Source organism: Sphingomonas sp. CCH5-D11 (assembly GCF_001557395.1).
GTDB lineage: Bacteria > Pseudomonadota > Alphaproteobacteria > Sphingomonadales > Sphingomonadaceae > Sphingomonas.
This window is the reverse complement of record NZ_LSKH01000153.1, coordinates 21,851-43,698: the sequence shown is the minus strand read 5'-3', so window position 1 is coordinate 43,698 and position 21,848 is coordinate 21,851. Positions and strand designations below refer to the sequence as shown.

Annotated in this window: 15 protein-coding genes, 1 tRNA gene and 1 other RNA gene; 7 read left to right on the top strand and 10 right to left on the bottom strand. The window is 64.4% G+C overall.

What is annotated here, in order from left to right:
- Nucleotides 1-121: 121 nt before the first annotated feature.
- Nucleotides 122-1,918 (bottom strand): translation elongation factor 4, encoded by a 1,797-nt coding sequence (gene lepA / locus AX702_RS09990; RefSeq protein ID WP_066778938.1) that lies wholly within the window; start codon nt 1,916-1,918, stop codon nt 122-124.
- A gap of 406 nt (nt 1,919-2,324) precedes the next feature.
- Between lepA and AX702_RS09985 the strand changes: the two genes are divergently transcribed.
- From AX702_RS09985 to mtgA, 5 genes are all read left to right on the top strand, one after another.
- Nucleotides 2,325-3,104, top strand: coding sequence for a CsgG/HfaB family protein (locus AX702_RS09985; protein ID WP_066778935.1), 780 nt, complete (start codon nt 2,325-2,327; stop codon nt 3,102-3,104).
- A 277-nt stretch (nt 3,105-3,381) separates the two neighbouring features.
- Nucleotides 3,382-3,458 (top strand) — tRNA-Pro (locus AX702_RS09980).
- Nucleotides 3,459-4,049: 591 nt separating this feature from the next.
- Nucleotides 4,050-5,594 (top strand): hypothetical protein, encoded by a 1,545-nt coding sequence (locus tag AX702_RS09975; RefSeq protein ID WP_066778932.1) that lies wholly within the window; start codon nt 4,050-4,052, stop codon nt 5,592-5,594.
- The gene (locus AX702_RS09970; protein ID WP_066778930.1) at nt 5,566-6,840 is read left to right on the top strand and encodes a glycosyltransferase; all 1,275 of its coding nucleotides are present in this window, start codon (nt 5,566-5,568) and stop codon (nt 6,838-6,840) included. The genes AX702_RS09975 and AX702_RS09970 overlap by 29 nt, the downstream gene beginning before the upstream one ends.
- A gap of 247 nt (nt 6,841-7,087) precedes the next feature.
- Complete coding sequence (mtgA, locus tag AX702_RS09965) at nt 7,088-7,765, top strand: monofunctional biosynthetic peptidoglycan transglycosylase (RefSeq protein ID WP_066778928.1); 678 nt, start codon at nt 7,088-7,090, stop codon at nt 7,763-7,765.
- Nucleotides 7,766-7,784: 19 nt separating this feature from the next.
- On the opposite strand, the gene AX702_RS09960 is transcribed toward mtgA, so the two are convergent.
- From AX702_RS09960 to AX702_RS09930, 7 genes are all read right to left on the bottom strand, one after another.
- A complete protein-coding gene (locus AX702_RS09960; protein ID WP_066778951.1) occupies nt 7,785-8,030 on the bottom strand; it encodes a hypothetical protein in 246 nt (81 codons plus the stop codon).
- 101 nt (nt 8,031-8,131) lie between these two features.
- Nucleotides 8,132-8,467, bottom strand: a complete 336-nt coding sequence (locus AX702_RS09955) for a YbaB/EbfC family nucleoid-associated protein (RefSeq protein ID WP_066778926.1) — start codon at nt 8,465-8,467, stop codon at nt 8,132-8,134.
- Nucleotides 8,464-10,113, bottom strand: a complete 1,650-nt coding sequence (locus AX702_RS09950) for a DNA polymerase III subunit gamma/tau (RefSeq protein WP_066778924.1) — start codon at nt 10,111-10,113, stop codon at nt 8,464-8,466. Before AX702_RS09950 ends, AX702_RS09955 begins: the two co-directional genes overlap by 4 nt.
- Nucleotides 10,114-10,243: 130 nt before the next feature.
- An RNA gene (gene ffs, locus AX702_RS09945) (signal recognition particle sRNA small type) lies at nt 10,244-10,341 on the bottom strand.
- Between the two features lie 48 nt (nt 10,342-10,389).
- A complete protein-coding gene (locus tag AX702_RS09940; RefSeq protein ID WP_066778922.1) occupies nt 10,390-10,692 on the bottom strand; it encodes a 2Fe-2S iron-sulfur cluster-binding protein in 303 nt (100 codons plus the stop codon).
- On the bottom strand, nt 10,689-11,774 hold the full coding sequence (locus tag AX702_RS09935) for a cysteine desulfurase family protein (RefSeq protein ID WP_066778950.1): 1,086 nt from the start codon (nt 11,772-11,774) through the stop codon (nt 10,689-10,691). Before AX702_RS09935 ends, AX702_RS09940 begins: the two co-directional genes overlap by 4 nt.
- Nucleotides 11,771-12,877 (bottom strand): cysteine desulfurase family protein, encoded by a 1,107-nt coding sequence (locus AX702_RS09930; protein ID WP_066778920.1) that lies wholly within the window; start codon nt 12,875-12,877, stop codon nt 11,771-11,773. The genes AX702_RS09935 and AX702_RS09930 overlap by 4 nt, the downstream gene beginning before the upstream one ends.
- Before the next feature lie 72 nt (nt 12,878-12,949).
- On the opposite strand from AX702_RS09930, the gene AX702_RS09925 reads away from it, so the two are divergent.
- Entirely contained in the window at nt 12,950-13,606 is a 657-nt protein-coding gene (locus tag AX702_RS09925; protein WP_066778918.1) for an alpha/beta hydrolase, read from the top strand.
- A 302-nt stretch (nt 13,607-13,908) separates the two neighbouring features.
- Here the strand turns inward: AX702_RS09925 and AX702_RS09920 are convergent, their stop codons facing one another.
- Both AX702_RS09920 and AX702_RS09915 read right to left on the bottom strand, forming a co-directional pair.
- Complete coding sequence (locus tag AX702_RS09920) at nt 13,909-18,120, bottom strand: translocation/assembly module TamB domain-containing protein (RefSeq protein WP_066778916.1); 4,212 nt, start codon at nt 18,118-18,120, stop codon at nt 13,909-13,911.
- Nucleotides 18,120-20,231, bottom strand: a complete 2,112-nt coding sequence (locus tag AX702_RS09915; RefSeq protein WP_082746188.1) for a BamA/TamA family outer membrane protein — start codon at nt 20,229-20,231, stop codon at nt 18,120-18,122. The genes AX702_RS09920 and AX702_RS09915 overlap by 1 nt, the downstream gene beginning before the upstream one ends.
- Before the next feature lie 380 nt (nt 20,232-20,611).
- Here AX702_RS09915 and AX702_RS09910 point away from each other — a divergent pair, with 380 nt between their 5' ends.
- Entirely contained in the window at nt 20,612-21,814 is a 1,203-nt protein-coding gene (locus AX702_RS09910; RefSeq protein WP_066778912.1) for an efflux RND transporter periplasmic adaptor subunit, read from the top strand.
- Nucleotides 21,815-21,848: the final 34 nt, after the last annotated feature.

The window sequence follows — 21,848 nt, the reverse complement described above, 5'->3', positions numbered from 1 at the left end:
CCCCGCCGCGGCAAAGCCGCGTCGTCGATCGACACGCCCGGTGAGCCCGGGCGGTCGTCGGCCGGGCTTGCGCTGATCCTCGCCTAGCTCGGCGATTGCTGGCGCAATCACCTCCCTAGCCTCAGGCGTCGTCGCCCATCCGCAACGCCGCGATAAATGCCTCCTGCGGGATGCTCACCGAGCCATATTCCCGCATGCGCTTCTTGCCTTCCTTCTGCTTCTCCAGCAGCTTGCGCTTGCGCGTCGCGTCGCCGCCATAGCATTTCGCGGTCACGTCCTTGCGCAGCGCCGCGATCGTCTCGCGCGCGATCACCTTGCCGCCGATCGCCGCCTGGATCGGGATCTTGAACATGTGCCGCGGGATCAGGTCCTTCAGCCGCTCGCACATGCCGCGCCCGCGCGTTTCCGCCGATCCGCGGTGGACGATCATGCTCAGCGCGTCGACCGGCTCGTTGTTCACCAGGATGCTCATCTTGACGAGGTCGCCCTCGCGATAGCCGATCTGGTGATAGTCGAAGCTGGCGTAGCCGCGGCTGATGCTCTTCAGCCGGTCGTAGAAGTCGAACACCACTTCGTTGAGCGGCAGTTCATAGGTCACCTGCGCGCGCCCGCCGACGTATGTCAGGTTCTTCTGGATGCCGCGGCGGTCCTGGCACAGCTTCAGGATGGAGCCGAGATATTCGTCGGGGACGTAGATCGTCGCCTCGATCCACGGCTCGGCGATCATCTCGATCTTGTTGGGATCGGGCATGTCGGCCGGGTTGTGCAGCTCGATCTGCCCGCCCTCGTGCGTCAGCTCGATCTCATACACCACGCTCGGCGCGGTGGTGATGAGGTCCAGGTCATATTCGCGCGTCAGCCGCTCCTGGATGATCTCCAGGTGGAGCAGCCCCAGGAAGCCGCAGCGGAAGCCGAAGCCGAGTGCGGCGCTGGTCTCCATCTCGAAGGAGAAGCTGGCGTCGTTCAGGCGCAGCTTGCTGATCGATTCGCGCAGCTTCTCGAAATCGTTGGCGTCGACCGGGAAGAGGCCGCAGAACACCACCGGCTGCACTTCCTTGAAGCCCGGCAGCGGCTCGGCCGCGGGCCTCTTGGCATCGGTCAGCGTGTCGCCGACGCGCGCCTGCGCCACGTCCTTGATCTGTGCGGTGATGAAGCCGATCTCGCCGGGGCCAAGGTCGGTCAGCTGCTCGATCTTGGGGCGGAAGCAGCCGACGCGGTCCACCAGATGCTGCGTGCCGGCCTGCATGAAGGTGACCTGCTGGCCCTTCTTCAGCGTGCCGTCGATCACGCGCACCAGGATGACGACGCCGAGATACGGGTCGTACCAGCTGTCGACCAGCATCGCCTTCAGCGGCGCGTTGGCGTCGCCCTTGGGTGCCGGGATGCGCTCGACCACCGCGTCCAGGATTTCCTCGATGCCGATGCCGGATTTGGCGCTGGCCAGCACCGCGCCGCTCGCGTCCAGGCCGATCACTTCCTCGATCTCGGCCTTCACCTTTTCGGGTTCGGCCGCGGGCAGGTCGATCTTGTTGATGACGGGCACGATCTCATGATCATGCTCGATCGACTGGTAGACGTTGGCGAGCGTCTGCGCCTCCACGCCCTGCGCCGCGTCCACGACGAGCAGCGCGCCCTCGCACGCGGCGAGGCTGCGGCTGACTTCGTAGGCGAAGTCGACGTGGCCGGGCGTGTCCATCAGGTTCAGGACATGGCCTTTCCATTCCAGGCGCACCGTCTGCGCCTTGATGGTGATCCCCCGCTCCTTTTCGATCTCCATGTTATCAAGCACTTGCGCGCTCATCTCGCGCTCGGAGAGGCCCCCGGTGCGCTGGATCAGCCGGTCCGCCAGGGTCGACTTGCCATGGTCGATATGCGCGATGATCGAGAAGTTACGGATCTTGGAAAGCTCAGTCGCCACGAAATTCTGCCAGCTTGAGTGATGCCGCGCGCGTTAGCACCATGCGCGGCAATGCCAAAGCGCCACCTTCGTCGTGCGCTGCCGCAGCTTCGTCGCGCACAAAGCACACCCGTCGCGTGGCGCACGCCGCGCCGCACCGCCGCCGCTAGATGCGCGTCATCAGATCAGGAGCAAACCCATGACCCGCACCCTCTTCTCACTCGTCGCCGCCGTCACCGCCAGCGCCCTTTGCCTCGCGCCGACGCTGTCGACGGATTTCAGCGCAGCGCCGCTCGTTCAACAGCTCGCATGATCGGTCCACGCTGGCGAGTGATGTCGTGCAGTGATAAGATCGCTTCACACGAAATTGTCATGCAAACCGCAGATCAGGAACAATCGCGGAAAGCAAATTAGGGGGAATTACAGGATGCGCACGCCCATCTTTATTGCCGCAGCAGCCGCACTGCTCGCCGGATTTCCTGCTACAGCGCAGAACAAGGGTTCGTCCGCTCATCAGGCGCAACAGAAGGGTGAGGCGCAGATCCCCGTGTGCACCAAGCGATTGGGTTCGCTGGCAATCGTGGAGCCCGACAACCAATGGTGGCGTGAGCTGAACCTTGGCAGCCCAGAGGCCATCATCAAGATCTTCGTGCAGAAATCCGGCTGCTTCACCATGGTAAACCGTGGCCGCGCGATGGCCAGTCGTAACATGGAACGCGCGATGGCCGACTCGGGAGAGCTCCAGGCCAATTCGAACCTGGGCAAAGGCCAGGTACGCGCCGCCGATTACTTTCTGCAGCCCGACATCGTCACCGCAAACCGCAACTCGGGCGGCGGCGGCCTGGGCGGGGTACTCGGGGGCGTGGGCGGCCTGTTCGGCGGCGCGGGGAGCGCCATCGGCGCCATCGCGGGTGGCATCAACGTGAAGAAGGGTGAAGCCAAGACCACGCTCAGTCTGGTGAATGCCCGCACCACCGAGGAGGAGGCGATGACGGAGGGCTATGCCCGCAAGTCGGACATCAGCTTCGGTGGGGGCGGAGGCGTATTTTCCGGCGGTACATTCGGCGGGGCCGCTGGCGGCGGCTACCAGGACACGGCGATCGGCCAGATCATCGTGCTGAGCTATCTCGACGCTTATACGAAGCTGGTGTCGCAACTCGGCGGTCTGCCGGACAATGCGGCCGCTGCCGCACCACGCGCGCAGTGAGGGCGCGGATCTGGTGACACAATGGGCGGGATCGGCACCGCACGCCGATTCCGCTTCCCGCAGCGGGCTTTCAGTTCATCAAAGCGTCTCGCGACGAGTGAATTGAACCAGTGCAGAAGATTGCGAATGCTCTAAGTCTCTGTTTCAACACTGAAGTTAATGGCCGACAGGCCGACTACCGCGAAGATGTCATTTCTTGCCACAAGCCTCTTGCTGCGCCTGAATTCGCTGATATAAGCCGCCGCCTGCCGCTGGCTACAACCGGTTGGCATCTGGTCGGGGAATAGCTCAGCCTGGTAGAGCACTGTGTTCGGGACGCAGGGGCCGGAGGTTCGAATCCTCTTTCCCCGACCAATTCATTCCCGCAGCGAAAGCGACAAGTGATAGCTTGGCACACACGCCATTCGCGCGCGATGCGGCTGGAACGCGGGCGCGAATAGAGCTAGCGAGAGCCAGGATGGCTCGTTAGGTGCCGGCGTCTTCGCAATCAGTTATGGTGTGCAGCACTTGACAAATATGTCGCCGCCTTCCTGTTTGCCGCCTTGTGCAAGGGAGACGGTGGCATGACCGCCGAACCGGCCGGGATGTCGATTGCCAAAAGGCCGTCTCACTTCCCTGTCGCCCGTCTCCGACAGAACGCGCCGTCACGCTCTCCCGTCCAAGGGACTGTTCGCGGCAAGCGCCGAGCGTCACTGCCACCCACGGGGCTGCGCACCGGTCCGGCGATCTCCTTCAACGCCGCGCACAGCGGGGTCCAAGGTCCAGTTCAGGTAGTCAGTCCCGATAGCGGATCGACGCAGCCGCGGCGACCGGATCGGATGACCGGATGATCGAAGACCGGATCCGCTCGTGCCCACATTCCTATGGAAATCCGGAATGAGCTTGTCGACTGCTCCAACAAGTGACGGGATTGCCCAGCCATTACTTGTCCGCCTGGAACAGCACGTGTCACAGGCGCGGGGCTTGCTGCAACAGCCGCAGGATGCGCAGCCGTCGAGCCAGGTCGGCTATCTGGAGGGCGTCTGGGCGGATTGGTCCGGTCTGATCTGGCTGGTCGGATGGATGATCGAGGACGCTGTGGTGGACCGTCCGGTCTTCGTGCTTGACACGGCGAGGCACGCCGCAGGCGTCGCGGTAAGCTTTGCGCCGCGGGCTGATCTCGGGCCTGACGCAAAGGCGTTCGTGGCCGTGCTCCGGGCCGATTGGCAGGCGGGTTCAGATCTGCCGCCGCAGCTTGTGTTTGCGGACGGAAGCGGACGGTTTCTGGAGCCGGTTCGCCCCTGGCCGGTGACATCCGCAGAGGCCGTTCTCCCCATTGTTCGAGACATTCTGGAACGTTCATCTGGCCCGCATCGTGCCGCCATGCGGGCGCTGTTTCAGGCAAACCGGCTCCGCCCGTCAGGTGACGACACCTTAGAACGAGTGCAGATCGACGAAGTCGCATTCCTTCCCGGCTTTGGCGCTTTTGTGAATGGATGGGCGCTCAGCCCCTGCAAGCGGGCGGAGAGTTTCGTCCTAAAGGCAGGCAATCACGTCATCGCGGCCGATCAGTTGAGTCAGTTTCGCTTCGCCAGGAGCGACATCTCCCAAACCTTTCCGAATGTGGCGCAGGCTCTGGAAAGCGCCGCCTTTGTCACGCTGTTTCGAGGCGATCTCCATCGCGACGCAGTGGAGCGACTGACGCTGAAGATTGGATGGGATGACGGATCCAGCACCATTGTCTCCGTACCGCCGGCGATGGTCCGGGTGCTCGGGCTGACGGTGCCTCTCGACTCCATTCGACGCTTCTATCCGGCACTCGAAGCGGAGCGCTTCTTTGCCGATTTCGCCTATCAAGCCGCAGCACAGGCGCGTTTCCAGTCAAGTCGGGTGCAGGGCTATGACATCAATCCGGTCGCATCGGCCGTGCTGCTCGCCGCGCCACGGCAAAGGTCGGACATCTTTCTGCTGTTTGATCGGGCCGCCCGGCATGCTGCATCGCTGCCGGTCGATTGGGGCCTGGCCATCATCGCCAGTGCGGATGAGAATCGCGGATTGGTGTTGACGCTGTTCGCGGAATTGCAGCGCACCGCCTCCCACCCGTGCAGCCTGTTTTTCATGAGTGACGCGGAGCCGACCTCCGACGTTATTGATGAAGTGGCAGCCAAGCTTTCGTGCACCCGCTTTGCCTGGGTCGATGGGAACCTGTCCCTGACTGCGCGCGGTTGGCACGAACTCGGTCGCGTGACGAATGCCATGGTTCTGCTCGCCACCGACGACGCCATGGGCGGAGGTACTGGGCCGGGCGGGGAACTCCACGCCTTCGTAGCAGACATATCGGAATGGCGCCGCATCTACTCGCTGGCTCCTCCCCAGATCGGTGGGGTTCGTCTACCAACGCAGTCGATCGAGTTGCCCGCAGTGAGCCACGCCGCCGAGTGGCTCCAGCCCCCGCTCGGCTCACCCTTCACGCTCAAGATCAATGAGGCTGCCCGCCGTGCTCATGGATAGAAGCGAGGCGCGCATGCTCCCCGATGGCGGGCGGATTGCGATTTTCAGCCATACGCACCCGTCCATCACATCGGGCGGCGCGGAGATTTCGGCCTACAATCTGTTTCGCGGACTGCGCGATCTTGGCTGGGATGCGATCCTTGTCGCCGCCTGCGATGAGGACCTTCTGGATCAAATCAGCCTGGGCCCAGACGAATTTGCGCTGCCGGTGCGCGGCTGGCTCTACGATCACTTTTATCACATCGCCTCGGGCGACGTTCGCCGATCACTTCTGCGCCTGCTGCAGGAGCAGAAGGTCACGTTGTTCAATGCCCACCACTTTCTGCACATCGGCGTTGGCGCATTTGCCGATATCGCCGCGGCGGGCATCGATGTGGTGGTCACGTTACATGAATATTTGGCGATCTGTCACAATCACGGGCAACTCGTAACGCGACAAGGGCAGATGCTTTGCCAGGGGCCCTCCCCTTCTTCGTGTCACAAATGCTATCCGGAGCACAGCCGCCAGCAATTTGCCGTCCGGCAGCAGCATGTCGAGGCAGCGTTCGACCACGTGTCGGCATTCGTTTCGCCAAGCCACTTTCTCGCCGAGAAAATGGTCGAACAGTGCGTGCCGCATGATCGGATCACCGTCATCGAGAACGGCGTGCTCTCCGCACCAGTACCAGAGCAACCGCGACAGCCGCATCGTACCTGGAAATTTGGCTATTTCGGCCAGATCAATCCGTTCAAGGGGCTCGGCGTGCTTCTCGATGCCTGCGCAATCCTGGCGCAGGATCCGGCGCGTGCAGCAAGCGTGCGGATCGCCGTTCACGGCCAATTCGTCGGCCAGTCCTCCGCCTTTATCGACCGGTTCAACGCGGCAGTGGAGGCATATCCCTTCCTCACCTATCTTGGCCCCTACAACAACGGCAGCGTGGCGCAGTTGATGGCTGCCTGCGACTATGTTGTGATGCCCAGCACTTGGTGGGAGAACTCTCCCGTCGTGATCCAAGAGGCTTTCGCCGCGCGCCGTCCCGTCATCTGCACCGGGATCGGCGGCATGGCCGAAAAGGTCATCCACGGCCAGACCGGCCTGCACTTCGCTCGCAACGATCCCGCAGATCTCGCAGACCGGATCATGCAAGCCTCGGACGAAAATCTCTACACGCACCTTCAAGCCGCACTGCCGACGCCGTTGACGGCGATCGAGGTGGCGGAGCGCTATGCCGCGGTGTTCGAGCGCGTCGCCAGCAGGGTCGCCTGATCATCACACCTTCCGGTCGGCCTCGTCTGGCTTGATATTGTTGTAGAACGCGCGCTCGGCGTCACGAACAGTATCGTAGAACGCGCAATGGTGCCGGGCTAGGCTCCGCGCATCGGTCGCAGCGCCACATCGCTGAGCCGTTGGTGCAGAATATCGGTCGGATCGCCGCCAAACACTTTTTTGATCGTCGCGCGCGAGCGCTCCGCCATCGTTGATTTGGTTGATCCTTCAAGGCTAGCAACGGCAGATGGTCACCCGTTTCCTTCGCCTGTTTCTCAAGATCGCACTCTGGTTCGTGGCTGTTTCCCTGGCGCTCGTGCTGCTGTTCCGCTTCGTCCCACCACCGATCACTTTCACGATGATCGGCGATCTCCTGTCCGGCCGCTCCATCACCAAGGAATGGCGCCCGCTCGACCGGATCGATCCGGACATGGCGCGAGCGGCAATCGCGGGGGAAGATGCCAAGTTCTGCAGCCATCACGGCTTCGACTTCAGCGCCATCGCCGGCGCCGCCTACCGCAATGCTCAGGGTGGAAAGATCCGCGGCGGATCTACGATCAGCCAGCAAACGGCCAAGAACGTCTTTCTGTTTCAAGGCGGCGGCTATCTCCGCAAAGCCGTCGAGGCATGGTTTACCGTCCTGATCGAGGCGATCTGGGGAAAGCGCCGCATCATGGAGGTTTACCTCAACGTCGCTGAAACGGGGATCGGCACCTATGGCGCAGAGGCAGGTGCGATCCGCTACTTCAACCACTCGGCACAAAAGCTCACGCCAACGGAGGCAGCCCGCATCGCCGCGGTCCTCCCGCTACCGAAGAAGCGGGAGGCCGTGGATCCGAGTGGCTTCGTGCGGCGCCATGGCAATGCCATCGCCCGGCATGTGGGCGTGGTCCGTCGCGAGGGTCTGGACGACTGCTTGCGCTGACCTGCTCGCCGCGCCTCGCTTACTTGGTGGCGTGGTCGATCGCCGCGCCGGCCTTGTCGGCGGTCTCGCCGACGCTTTGGGCGGCAGAGGTGATCGCCTTTGTCTCCAGGCCCTCATTCTTCGACTGATTGAACAGGAAGAACGCTGCCACGATAACCGCAAGTAGAACGGCCAGTCCGATCAAGACACCACTGCCGCCACCGCTACGCCGCTCGATAATCGTGGTATTTGGCGTCGACGTTTCAGTCACACGTTCGTCGGTCATGATACGCTCCATCGTTACCGATGAGCCGAAACGTATCGTCCAACATGGTTGTTCCCGTGGCGGAACGGGTGGAACCCACCCGTTCCTCTATGCACGTGGGTTCAGAACGGCAGCTTGAACCCCGGCGGCAGCGGAAGGCCGCTCGTCATCTTGGCCATCTCCTGCGACGACGCGGCATCTGCCTTTGCGCGTGCGTCGTTGAACGCTGCGGCAACCAGATCCTCCAGCATCTGCTTTTCAGCAGGCACGATCAGCGAATCGTCGATCGCGACCGTCAGGATCCGGCCCTTGGCGGTCGCCTTGATCTTCACCAGACCGCCGCCGGAAACGCCCTCCACCTCGATCGTGTCGAGCGTTGCCTGTGCCTCGTCCATTTGCTTCTGGACATTCTCCGCCGCGCTCTGGGCTGCGGCGAGAAGTTCGTTGATATCCTTCACGCGTGATTCCTCTTCTTTGGCCAGTCTATCAGTTCCGCCTCGGGAAAGGCTTCGAATGCTGCCTTCACCAGCGGCGACGCGAGCACCCTTTGCCGCTCCTCCTCGGCCGCCGCGTCTGCCGCCTCCTTCAAGGTCGGCTCCCCGGGGGCGTCCAGCAGCGAAAGCTTCCAGGCAGTTCCCGTCATCGTCCGCAAGGCCGCGGCGACTTCGGCCAGCGTATCAGCCGCGATCGGGCGTGATCCGCTGAACACGATCTCCGGCGGCGCATAGTTCACGACGCGCGCACCATGGGCCAGGCGCACGGCAAGCAGATGATGCCCCTGCTGCTCCAGTTCCTCCACCAGCGAGGTAAAGGCCGTGGGCAGCGCGGGCTTCTCGATTGGTGCCGGTGCAGGCGCTGGAACAGCAGCGGGCGGCGCTGCCATCACTGGCTGCGTCGGCCCGCCTTCGCTGAGGTAGCGTGCGAGCTCGCCCGGGTCCGGCAGGCTGCGCGCATGAACGATACGCAGCAGCGCCATTTCCGCCGTTTCGATCGGCAGCGCGGCCTTCGCTACCTCGTCATGGCCCTTCAACAGCAGCTGCCACAGGCGATGGAGCATCGGATAGGAAAGCTTGCCCGCCCACTCGCGATAGGCTTCACGCTCCTCGGCAGGCTGCGCCGGATCTTCTGCGCTGCCAACCTTGGACAGCGTAACGCCGTGCACCGCCTCGAGCAGGGCACGCAGCACGCCTTGCGGGTCGACGCCGAAATCATATTGGCGACGCAGCGCAGTCAGCGCTCCGGGCGCGTCGCCCGCCAACAACAACGCCAGGAGATCGCGAACCGCGCTGCGGTCGGACAGGCCCAGCATCTCACGAACGGCTTCGGCAGTGACGCCGCCACCCTGCAGATCGGCATGGGCAATCGCCTGGTCGAGGATCGACAGGCCGTCGCGCGCAGATCCTTCCGCGGCGCGCGCGATCAGCGCCAGCGCCTCCGCCTCGGCGGATACGCTTTCCGCCCCGCTGACGGCGGCGAAATGCTCCGCCAGCTTGTCCGCCGGAATGCGGCGAAGGTCAAACCGTTGGCAGCGCGAAAGGACCGTCACGGGCACCTTGTTCACCTCTGTCGTGGCGAACAGGAATTTCACATGGCCCGGCGGCTCTTCCAGCGTCTTGAGCAGGCCGTTGAACGCGGCCTTGGACAGCATGTGAACTTCGTCGATAATGTACACTTTGTATCGCGCGGACACGGCGGCGTAGCGTGATGCCTCGATGATCTCACGGATATCGTCGATGCCCGTGTGGCTCGCCGCGTCCATCTCGATCACGTCGATATGGCGCCCTTCGGCAATCGCGCGGCACGGCTCGCAGACACCGCAAGGATCGATCGTGGGCCCGCCACTGCCGTCCGGTCCGATGCAATTGAGCGCTTTGGCGATCAGCCGTGCGGTCGACGTCTTGCCGACGCCGCGCACCCCGGTGAGCAGAAAGGCATGGGCGATCCGGTCCCGACGAATCGCATTTTCCAGCGTCCGCACCATCGCCTCTTGGCCGATCAGAGCCTGGAACGTCTGCGGCCGATATTTGCGCGCAAGCACGCGATAGGCATCGCCGCCGCGCTTCGGCTGAACAGGTTCGTCTAGGCCAAGGAGGGAGTCGGTCATCGCTCCCTATCTAGGGGCACCGACCATGGTTGTCGAAGGGGGAAGCCAGTGCGCATCGCTGGCGAGCATCGGGCGGCAAAGTCCGCCACGATATCGCGGCAGCTTCGTTCGTCTCATCGATGAGGGGATGCGGGGTGGGAGCCGGAACGACCCGCGGCGAAATCGTTGTGGCTGCTTCCGTCAGGATCTGACCAGGTTGGCGACGACCACGTCCGCCCGACTCCCGCGCGCCATATGGCCGAGCGACGCCACCTGTTCAAGCCCAAGCATGAAGCGTCAAGGGATGCGAACGGTCAGGCCATTATTCTCCGGTTTCAGAACAATCTGGCATGACAACCGGCTGGTCCGAGCCGCATTGAGCGCGAGATCGAGCATGTCCTCCTCCTCCTCGGCCGCTTGTGGCAGCAGCGCAAAGTCGCGGGGCGACACGACCACATGGCAGGTAGCACAGGCCATCTGCCCCTCGCACGTGCCCTCAAGCGGCATGCCGATCCGCTGGCCGACATCCAGCAATCGCTCACCCGGCGAAGCCTCCGCTTCGACGATCGCGCCGTCCGTCGTCTCGAAGCGAACCTTCACGCGGCGACCTGCTGCGCATCGGCGGCTGCGACGATAGTCGCCAACGCCTCCCGAAGCTCCGCCTCGCTCGTGTACCGCCCGAAGCCAAGCCGGATCGAGGAGCGGGCATCCGCATCGAGCAGGCCGATTGCCTTGAGCACATGGGAAGGCCGGCCCGAGCCGCTCGCGCACGCCGAACCTGCTGAAAAGGCGACGTTTCGGCAATCACTCATCAGCCTGTTCACGTCCAGCCCGCGCCGCCGGACGTTGAGATTGCCGTGATAGCGATGCTCTTCCGATCCGTTGATCGTCCAACCGCCCAGCAGTTCGGTGGCGATGGCCCACAAACGGTCGACATGTGCCAGGTCCGCGTCGCGCCGCTCCATCATCAGCCGGGCGGCAACGCCGAAACCAACGCACAGCGCGGGGCTCAAGGTGCCAGAGCGGCCATGTTCCTGATCGCCCCCGTCGAGCAGCGGCGCAAGCGTGACCCCGTCCCTGATCCACAGCGCACCCACGCCCTTGGGCCCGTGTATCTTGTGCGCGGAGATCGCCACCATGTCGCACGCGTCCGGCACCGCGATACGGCCGTATCCCTGAACCGCATCGCACAGCACCAGCGCGCCGTTCTGCCGTGCGATCCGCGCAAGCTCCGGAATCGGCTGGATAACGCCGATCTCATTGTTCACCAGCATGGCGGCCAGCAATCCGGCCCCCTGCCCCAGCACCCGGCGCGCCACCCACAAGTCGATCCGGCCATCGGGACGAACCGGCAGAACCGTGATCTCGCGCCCCCGTCCGCTTTCGGCTCGTGCGGTGTCGAGAACCGCGGCATGTTCGCTGGCAATGGTGACCATGGAGCCGCCGCTGCCCTTGACCGCCCAATTAAGCGCCTCGGTGGCACCACTCGTGAATACCACGCGCCCGCCGCTCGGCAGCAAAGCCGCGACCTGCTCGCGTGCCACCTCGATGGCTGCCTTGGCGGCGCGCCCCAGCCGACTGGCGGAATGCGGATTTGCGAACTGGTCGCGAAGCCACGGCACCATGGCCTCGAACACCTCCGGCGCGAGCGGCGTCGTCGCCTGATAATCGAGGTAGATCATGCCGCCAGCATTCGGGCGCCGCGCGCCATCTTGCGCCAAGCTTGGATGAAGCGCTCTATGTCGGCCTCCGTTGTATTCCGGCCGAAACTGACCCTGATCACTTCGCGCGTGTCTTCTTCCGTCCACCCCATGGCGCGCAGCACATGGCTCGGCTTCAGACTGCCACTGGCGCAGGCGCTGCCGGCCGAAACGGCAATCCCCTCCAGGTCCAGGCGAATGAGCTGGGCATTGGCACTGACACCGGGCAGTCGATAACTGCCGATCGCCGGATGCCGTGGGGATCCTTCTCCCACGACGATCCCGCCAGAGCGGCGTATGGCATCATCCAGGCGCTGGCGGAGCGTGGTGTGATCCGGCTCAGGCTCGTCCAGCGCTGCGGCATAGCCCAGCGCGGCCGGCAAATTTTCCGTCCCCGCGCGATAGCCGCGCTCCTGTCCGCCGGTCGGCACAAGAGTCGCGAGATTTCGTACCAGCAGCGCACCAATGCCCGGCGGCCCGCCGCGCTTGTGAGCGGACAATGCTACAAAGTCGGCGAGATCGGCGAGCGCGGGAGACGCGGGCATCTGCGCCGCATCAACAAGCAAGAGCCCGCCCGCTTCATGCACGATCTGCGCAACGTCCGCGATCGGCTGCAGCACGCCCGTCTCGCTGTTGCACCATTGAATGCAGACCAGCGGGCGTTCAGCCGCAGTCATCGCATCGCCAGCAGCGCCGAGCGCGAGCTTGTTGCGCAAGTCGGTCAAGCAAACGCGTCCGTCCGCCGCGACGTCGATAAAGTCCGCTCGCTCCCCGGCCGCGCGCATGGCCGCATCATGCTCCACGCGAGAGACCAGGCGGCGCCCGCCGATGCCCCGGCGAAGTGCGATCCACAATGATTCGCTGGCACCGCTGGTCAACAGGATCTCGCCCGTCCAACCATAAGCTGCGCCAATTTCCTTGCGCGCCTGCTCCAGTCCTGCCCGTGCCTCGCGGCCTTCGGCATGGGGAGATGACGGGTTCGCCCACATTTCCACGCCGCGCAGAAGCCCCGCCCTTGCCGCGCTGGTCATGGCTGTGGTGGCGGCGTGATCCAGATAGAGACGCTGAGGCAAAACTCGTTCCATATTCGGGTGCGATCCCTATATAGCGCTTCGTTCCACGCGCCACATCCGCGGCACCAAACTAACAGAGTATCGATGCCCGAAGTCATCTTTCCTGGCCCAGAAGGCCGCCTCGAAGGGCGTTTTGCCCCCGCTCCGAAGCCGCGCGCACCGGTTGCGATGATCCTTCATCCGCATCCGACTGCTGGCGGAACCATGAACAACCACATCGTTCAGGCGCTTTACAAGACGTTCCAGCGCCGTGGTTTCGCGACCCTGCGCTTCAACTTTCGCGGCGTGGGCAAGAGCCAGGGTACGTTCGACAATGGCGTGGGCGAATTGTCCGATGCGGCGAGCGCGCTTGACTGGGTGCAGAGCTTTCACCCGGAGGCGTCCACCACCTGGATCGCCGGTTTCAGCTTCGGTGCCTGGATCGGCATGCAATTGCTGATGCGCCGGCCCGAAATTCGCGGCTTCATCTCGATCGCTCCACCGGCGAACCTCTACGATTTCACCTTCCTTGCCCCCTGCCCTTCTTCGGGCATCATCATTCAGGGCGCTGAGGATGAGGTAGCCACCCCGCCGGCAACCCAGAAGCTCGTCGACAAGCTACGCACGCAGAAGCACATCACGATTCACCATGACGTGATCCCGCGCGCGAACCATTTCTTCGAACATGAGATGGGCGACCTGATGACGTCGGTCGACAATTACCTGGACATGCGGCTCGACCCGAACTCGCCGATCCGTTGATCAGCACGCTGGTGCGCCGGGCCCGACCCCGCGCACCAGCCGCAGGTGTCACTTCAAGGTTCCGGCCATCCGCATTCCCAGCCGGCTCAATCCAGTCGGTAGTCCGTCAGTGCTGGGCACAGGTTGAAGCGTAACGGCGACTGCCGTTGCGCGCGCCAATCACCGTCTCGCCCGTCCAATCCTCGCGAAGCCTTCGCAAGGCACTCTCGTCGTGCCGGGCTTGTCCCCGCATCCACCGCGCCGCAGATGCCGGCGTCGGCCGAACAGCGGGCACCCGTTCGATCGGGCGCCCGCCGCCGTCTTCAATAGTCCTTCGAGTAGCGTAGCTGAGCGTTCGACCCGCCGAACGAGCCCGCCTGCGTCAGCACACTAAGCGACTTTGTCAGGGCGATCGTCAGCTGCGTTGCGGTAAACCCGCGGGCGTCCGTCACGATCTCGATATAGATGTCGTCGGTCAGGTATTTGCCCGCGGCCAGCGCAGTCCCGCGCCCGCTCGCCTCATCCTCGCCCAGGATCCGCAGGCGATCGAAGCCCGTCGCTGAGCGCAGCTTGCCCAGCGGGTTCAGTCCGCCGCCCGAGCCACGCAGCGAGTTCAGGGCAGCGGCCAGCTGAATAGCTTCGGTGGCCGACAGGTTCTCCGGATTGGTGCCGAAGAGCAGACGGCTCAGCACCTCGTCCTGCGGGAGCGACGGGTTCGACGTGAAGGCGATCTGCGGCCGCTGGCCCGTGCCGGTGATGTTGATGATGAACGTGACGCCATCATTCTCGGTAGTGGCGCGGATATCGATGTCGGGATCGGTCAGTTCGCCGCCACGGAAGCGAACGCGACCACGCTCCACCTCGAAGCGCTTGCCGGCGAACGAATAGGTGCCACGAACCAGATCCAGCCCGCCGGTGATCGACGGGGCGGCGGATGTGCCGCCGATCCGCATGTCGGCCTCCCATTCGCTCTCCAGCCCCATGCCGGAAACGAACAGCCGGTTGTCGGCCCGAACGCGCATGTCGAGCCGGAACAGGCCCGGGGGGGACGCCGGCGCAGGACGATCGGTGATCCGTGCCGGCCTGATGTCGCTCTTGCGCCGCACGCCGGTAAGCTCCGGCACTTCGGCGGCACCCTGGCGGATGATCTCATAGCGTGCCTCGGGGATGGTAAGGTCCGCCTTGATCAATCCACCGCCACGGCCATTGGTAACCGAAACAGTGCCGCTCGCCGTCGCGCCGATCGCATCGGAACGCGCAAGCTGCGCATCATCAAGTCGCGCGTCGATCTGCATGGGATAGCCCTGATCGGCGGCAAGGCTGACATAACCTTGTGCCCGGACCGACCCGTCACCGGCCTTCGCCGTCAGGCTGTCCAGTTGCAGGCGATCGGCCGTGAACCGGGCCCTTATCGCCATGTTCGACAATCGGGTTCCGTACGTCTCGTTGTCATAGGTCAGGCTGTCCGCCCGGATGACGCCGTTCAATTGCGGCGCGGAGACACGCCCGCCAAAGTCGGCGGCCACCACGATCGGCCCGCTCAGTTGCTGCTCTGCCAAGCCAGCCAGGCTGAAGAGAACGCCGGACGGGCCATTGTACCGTATGCCGCCGCTAAGCGGCGCCGCCATCAGCCGCGATGCCCAGGAGCCGCCCGTCCCAGCCGGACGGAGGAACGCCTGCGCGCGGCCGACGGTGGTGCCACCACGCTTGATCAGCGCGCGCATCTCGCCGCCATTCTGCACGAGCCGGCCCGCAACCGCGACGTCCACGGGCAACGATACACTCGCGAGGCTGGATCGGGTGAAGCCGGTGATCGTCATGCGAGCATCCGCCTGTGGGAAGGCGCTTGGGCTGCTCTGCGTGAAATCGAGGCTACCGGTCGCCTTGCCACCGAGTCCGAGGTTCGGCACCAGCGCATTCGCAATCGACAGGTCCAGGCTGTCGAGGCGCATCTGAGCGGAAACGCCCGAGCCGTAGCTGCCGGCCAGGCGCAGGCGCCCTTGATCGAAGACGATCTGGGTCGGCGCCAGACGATAGGTGCCGCCATCGGACGTGATCCGGGCCGGGTTGCCGGTGCGGAAGTTGATGTTGTTCGCCTGTCCCTGGAGCGCGATCAGATACTCGCTCGGCGACAGGCGGGCGTTGGCCGCCAGGCGGAAGGGAACGCTGTTGGAACCGGTCAGCACTGCTTGCGCCGTACCGCGACCGCCAGCGTAGTTCACCTTGACGCGACCCGTCTGGATCACGGTCGGGCCGTAGCGAAGATCCGCAACCTGCGCGTCCGCCACGATCTGAGGATTGTCGTAAAGGACCATGCTGGCCTTCACGATCGCTCGCCCGATGACGAAGTCGATCTCGCCGGGGATCTGCGCGGCATAAGCACGCGCATCCACGTCCGCCCGCTGATATCGTCCCTGCGCCGAAAGCCGCGCCGCGCCTGAAAGGCCGGAGCCTGCGAATTGGACGCGTCCGGCAAATGGGCCTGCTGCCGTCTGCACGACCCGCCCTGCGAAGTTCACGCCGGCAAAGACGACACGGCGGATATCCACCGCCAGCTGCGCGCCGGGGGTCACGAGCACGTCCGCGTTGAACGGACCGTACGTGGTTCCGCCGGTCGCCGTCACCGCGTAAGCACCGCCACGTCCAACCACGCGCGCATTGAGGTTCGCCAGCCCGACGCCCAGGCCCGGCCGCGGCGCGCGAAGGTTGACGACGGGCGCTGTTGCGCTGCCGGTGACGCGGGCGAACAGCGGGCCGTATTGGGCGGAATAGGCGTCTGCCTCGACCAGCACGGCACCAGTGTTCAGATCATAGCGGCCATTGCCGCGCGTCACCCGGAACGATGGCGCCGTCATTCTCAGGTTGCGGAATGTCACCAGCCCGTCGGTGTCATAGCCGATGTTCGCAACCGCCACGGCGTTGCCGCCCAGGAACGTGCGCGCGCCCTCATTGAAAATTTCGCGCGTCTGAATGCCGACGCGTCCGACAATGCCAAAGCCGCCGTTGGGCTTGGTTACCAGTTCCGCGTCGGTATCGAGATTGATAATGCCGACCCCGTCGACGCGGAAGTTGTTAACCCGTCCCTTGATTGCGCCAGTGTATCGGCCGGTCTCCATGTTTGCGGCGATGATCGCAGTCGCATCGATGGTGTCGGACCGGATGCGCAGATTGTCCGACAGGATCGTCGGCATATCGATGGCGATATCGCCGTCGATCCGCGCATTCGTCGTCAGCCCGCCAAGTGCCGGATTGAGGCCGGCGATACGGCGCGCACGCGCCTTCACGGGAACGAGGATCCGATCGGAGTCGACCCGCGCCAGGCCCTCGGCGTAAAGGTTCTCGACGGTAGTGGCGCCAAAGCCCAGCGCGGTAGCGCGCACCTTGTAGTCCACCGTGGGCGTCGCAAAGGCGCCGTTCAGCACCACGCGCGCAAGCACGTCACGCCCACGCAGGTTAGGCGCGATGGCACCTGGCGTGAGCAGCTCTGCGTCCACGGCGAAGTTGCCGAACTGGCTGTTCGCCAGATCGATCAGGCCGCCCGCGTCGACGGCAAGCGCGTCGGACTTCAGCTTGATGCGTGTATCGGCACGTCGTTCCTGCAGGGTGGTATCAACGGCAACATCAAGCTGTGGTGCGGTCAGGCGCTCCACGGGTCCTTCAAGATAGAGGCCCGGCCGGGTGAAACCGCGCATCTCGATATGGCCGTCGCGCGCACGCACGTCGAGGTTGGCGAGTTGCCCGCCGCCCAGCGTCGCGAGTGCCTTGCCCTGCCACGAGGCCCAGCTGCCCGTGCCATTGACTGTCGCGGTCAGCGGCGCCTTCGTTCCGGCGATGGACGCCACCAGACCGCCGGCGGGCGCCACTAGCCTAGCGTTCACGTCCAGCTTGTTCTGTTCCGGCACGGCGTCCAGGCGCAGACGAAGCGTATCGCCACCCGCCACGCCCGGGCCCCGCAACGCGGCCGCATTGACGGTGAGCTGGGCGCGCCGGTCGGCGATATGCGCGGCACCTTCGATACGGCCGATATGACGGCTGCCCGCGACCGGTGGCTCCATGACGAAGCGCGACACCCGCAGCCGATCGATATCGATGTCCAGATCCGGCAGCAGCGGCGCATTTGGGTCGCTCGGCTGCGGGATCAGTTGCGGGTTGCGTGACATGGTGATGAGCTCGCTCTGCAAGCTCTTCACGTCGACATGGTTGTTCAGAAACGCGAACGGCCGCCAGTCTACGTCCAGCCGCGGCGAGGAGATGAACACGCCCTTGGGGTCGCTGACCCGGACGTCGGTTAGCACCATGCGCCCATATAGGGAGCCGTCGATCCGGCCCACCTTGATGTTCAGGCCGCTCGCCGTGTTATAGTCGCCAAGCTGATCCGCGACGAAGCGGCGACCGGGATCGGTGTTGATGCCGAATACAATCGCCAGCAGCAGCAGCAGCAGCGCCGCAATGGCGATGCCCAGCCATTTGAGGATACGCTGCCACAGCGGCGGACGGACGATCACCGTCTGAACGGGGGCGGTTTCTTCAGCCATTAGAACGCTTGCCCGATAGAGACGTAGAGCGCGACACGGCCGTCGCCCTCACGCGGGTTCAACGGCGTCGCGATGTCGACGCGCAGCGGCCCGAAATTGGTGTAGAAGCGACCACCGATACCAGCGCCGAAGCGAAGATCCGATCCCTTGGGAAAGGTGCTTTCATAAGCATTGCCAGCGTCGATGAACGGAACGATGCCGAAATTGCCAAACCGGTATCGGGCCTCGATCGCAAACTCATTCAGGCTGCGTCCCCCGACCGGGCGAAGATCACCGATGTCGATCTCCCCGTCCTCGTTCGGGACCAGCGAGGACAAGGGTTCAAACGGCCCGAGGCGCTGGAACCCATATCCGCGCACCGATCCACCACCGCCGCCATAATAGCGGCGAGAGGGTGCGAGATCGTCCCGGTCGATGCCAAAGATCGAGCCCGCCCGAGCCCGGCCGGCAATCACAAGCTTGTCGTTCACCGGATAATAGAAGGTGCCTTCGATCATCGTACGCGCATAGGGGCGGACCGACCCCTGCACGGAAGTCTCGGGGCTGACGTTCAGCTTCAGGCGATAGCCACGCGTCGGGTTCAGCAGATCGTCCGACGTGTCCCAGACCGCCTGCGCCGGCAGGGCAGCGATGCCATAGGTACGCCGCACTGCCTCGTTTCGTGCGAAGTCGAAGACCCGCTCGTTTGTGCCCGTCAGTTCCGCGCCATAAGCATAGGTGAAGCGCTTCTGCCAGATCGGCGTGGAGTCATACGCCCATCGCACGAACGCGGTGCCCGTGAATGCATCAAAGGCGTCGTAATTTGCATGGTTGGCCGATACACCGGCAGAGAAGGAGCGATCACGCTTCCCCGCATTTTGCCGACGGAACGTCGCCGAGGCACCCTGCTGCTGCGTTCCGCCGATCGCCGTGAGGATCAGGGCGCCTTCCGGCGGGAACAGGTTGCGGTGCGTCCAGCTTCCCTCGACCTTGATGCCCTCGCCCGTTCCATAGCCGCCGCTGCCGGCAAGGCTGCGCCACGGCCCCTTGGTTTGGCGTACCAGCAGGTCGACCTGCTCAGTGCCGTCGGGTCCCGGCTGACCCGTGCGGACGGGCTCCACGCCGATCGTGTCGAACAGCCCGGTCGCTACCAGTGCCTCGCGCAGATCGTCACGCTTGCGCGTGTCGTACAACTCACCCTGTTTGAACCGCGGAAAGACGCTCAGGTGGTCGAGATCGAAGACGGCATCGCCTTCGGTCCGCAAAACACCAAAGGACGCGCGAGGTCCGGTTTCCACCGGCAGTGTGTAATCGCCCGTAAGCGTCTGATCATCGAGCAGAATGTCCCGGTCGCCGAGCTTAACGAAGGGGTAGCCGCGCTGCGGGAGAACGAGTGCAAGGTTCGCTTCCGCACCCTGAACACGCGCCGCCTCGATCGGGTCGCCGGTTCTCAGCGGCAATTGTTCGCGCACCAGATTGGGCGGATCGGTAGGATCGGCGACGACGTTGATCGCGCCCAGCTTGTAAAGTTGACCAGGCGTTGCCGTCAGCACCGCCCGCAGCCGCCCGGGCTCGGTGCCCACCGTCTCGATTACGGAGCTGGCGACCCCGTCATAATAGCCCAGCGACTTCATCAGCCGGACAGCGAGTTGTTCATCCTCTTTCGCGCGCGCGTTCACTTGCGTGGCGTTGGTGGCCTTGCCGTCGCCATCTTCCAGCGCGGACAAGGATTTGAACTCATCTTCCAGCCCGATTTCTTCCAGGCCGCGCACCGCCAGCTCATATCGGATCTCGGGCCGATCGGTCTCCGCCACGTCTTCGGCGGTTTGCAACGGCACGGTGTTGGTGGTCGCCAGCGGTTGCAGCGGCTGAGCAAGCTCGGGATCGACGCTGGTAGCGGGTGGGATGCTGCCGGGCGAACCAGCGACGGGCGCCTGCGTGCCGGGGCTCTCACTTGAAGGCAGCGGCTCAAGCGGCGCGTTGATATCGTCGGACAAGGAAGGGAGAGCAGCGTCGAATGCGGCGTCCGGCACAATCGGAGTGTTTCCGTCCGGATCGGCGGTCGGCGCCCGCTTCACCTCCTCGCGCGGCGCATCGGGCCCGCGCGCAGGCGCGGTACCTGGCTGTGCCATCTGCGCGTTCGCCGCGGACGAGGTGGCTATCAGCGCAAAGGCAAGCCAGCGGTGACACCCCGAATTGAAACTCACGATTGCCCCTTTTCCACTCGGGGCGCCCGACCTTTCGATACGACCCCGTTCCGTCTAACGCCTTCTTTGAGGATTGGTTTCCTCCTACCGGAACCTGTATGCCTGCGACATGTTGCGACATGTTGAGGGTGGCAAGCCATCTCAAAAGTGACTACCCGCCCTTCCCTACGGAACGGCGCCCTGCCGTCCTCCTCTTCATCGCACCTTGCGGAGATCACGTTATAATGCATCGCGTGACAGTTCGTGCGCCCCGGCGCCGCGGGGTTGGTCTACGAATTGGTGAGCAAGCAAGCCTCGGATCGCGCATGAACGCGCGCGCATTTGCCCTTGTCGGCGCGGCGGCACTCGCCGCGTGCAGCAATCAGGCCGAGCAGGCGGGTGATCGAGGAGCGCGAGGGGAGCGCGGCGGGCCGGCTCAGGTCGGCTTCGTCGTGGTGCAGCAAACCAGCGTGCCGCTCGTCACGGAGCTTGCCGGCCGCACTGTCGCCTTCCAAAGTTCCGAGGTCCGCCCGCAGGTTAGCGGCGTCATCCAGAAACGCTTCTTTGAGGAAGGGACGATCGTCCGCCGCGGAGAGCCGCTCTACCAGATTGACCCGAGCATCTATCGCGCTGCCGTGAATGAGGCGACCGCCAATGTCGCCAGCGCCAGGGCGACCGCCGAAGCGGCCCGCGTCCGGGCTGAACGATTCCGCCCGCTTGCCGCCATCGAAGCCGTCAGCAAGCAGGACTATACGGACGCGCTCGCCACCCAGCGGCAGGCCGAAGCCACCATCGCGCAGAACCGCGCCCAGCTTGAAACTGCCAGGATCAACCTACGCTTCACCACTGTTCCCGCGCCGATCACCGGCCGCATCGGCCGCTCGCTATTCACGGTCGGTGCCTTGGTAACGGCTAGCCAGGCGGATCCGCTGACGACCATCCAGCAGCTTGATCCGATCTACGTTGATATTCAGCAGTCCGCGGCCGCGCTGCTTCAGCTGCGTCGTCGCCTGGCGAGCGGCGGTGTTCTGCCGGCAAGCGCCACGGTGCGCCTGAAGCTGGAGGATGGCAGCGACTACGGCGCGACTGGCACGGTCGAGTTCAGCGAAGTCGTGGTTGATCAACAGACCGGCACCGTCACGTTGCGTGCGCGCTTCCCCAATTCTAACGGACTGCTGCTGCCGGGCATGTTCGTGCGCGCGGTGTTTGCACAGGCGATTGAGACTAACGCCTTCCTCGTCCCGCAGACCGCCGTGACCCGCGATCCAAAGGGCGATGCCACGGTCTGGATCGTCGGCAGTGGCAACAAGGCGGTGCAGCGCACCGTTCAGGCGGTCCGGGCCGAGGGCGCTAATTGGGTCGTTACCGGTGGGCTGCGTCCGGGCGACAAGGTGATCACGCAGGGAACGGCAAACCTTCGCCCGGATGCGGAAATTCGCCCGGTACCCGCTTCGGCGCCGCAGCAGCCCAAGCCACCCTCGCCGGAGCAGCTGGAACAGCAGCAGAAGGCCAAGGACAAGGCGGGCTGACGTGTCGCGCGTATTTATCGATCGACCGATCTTC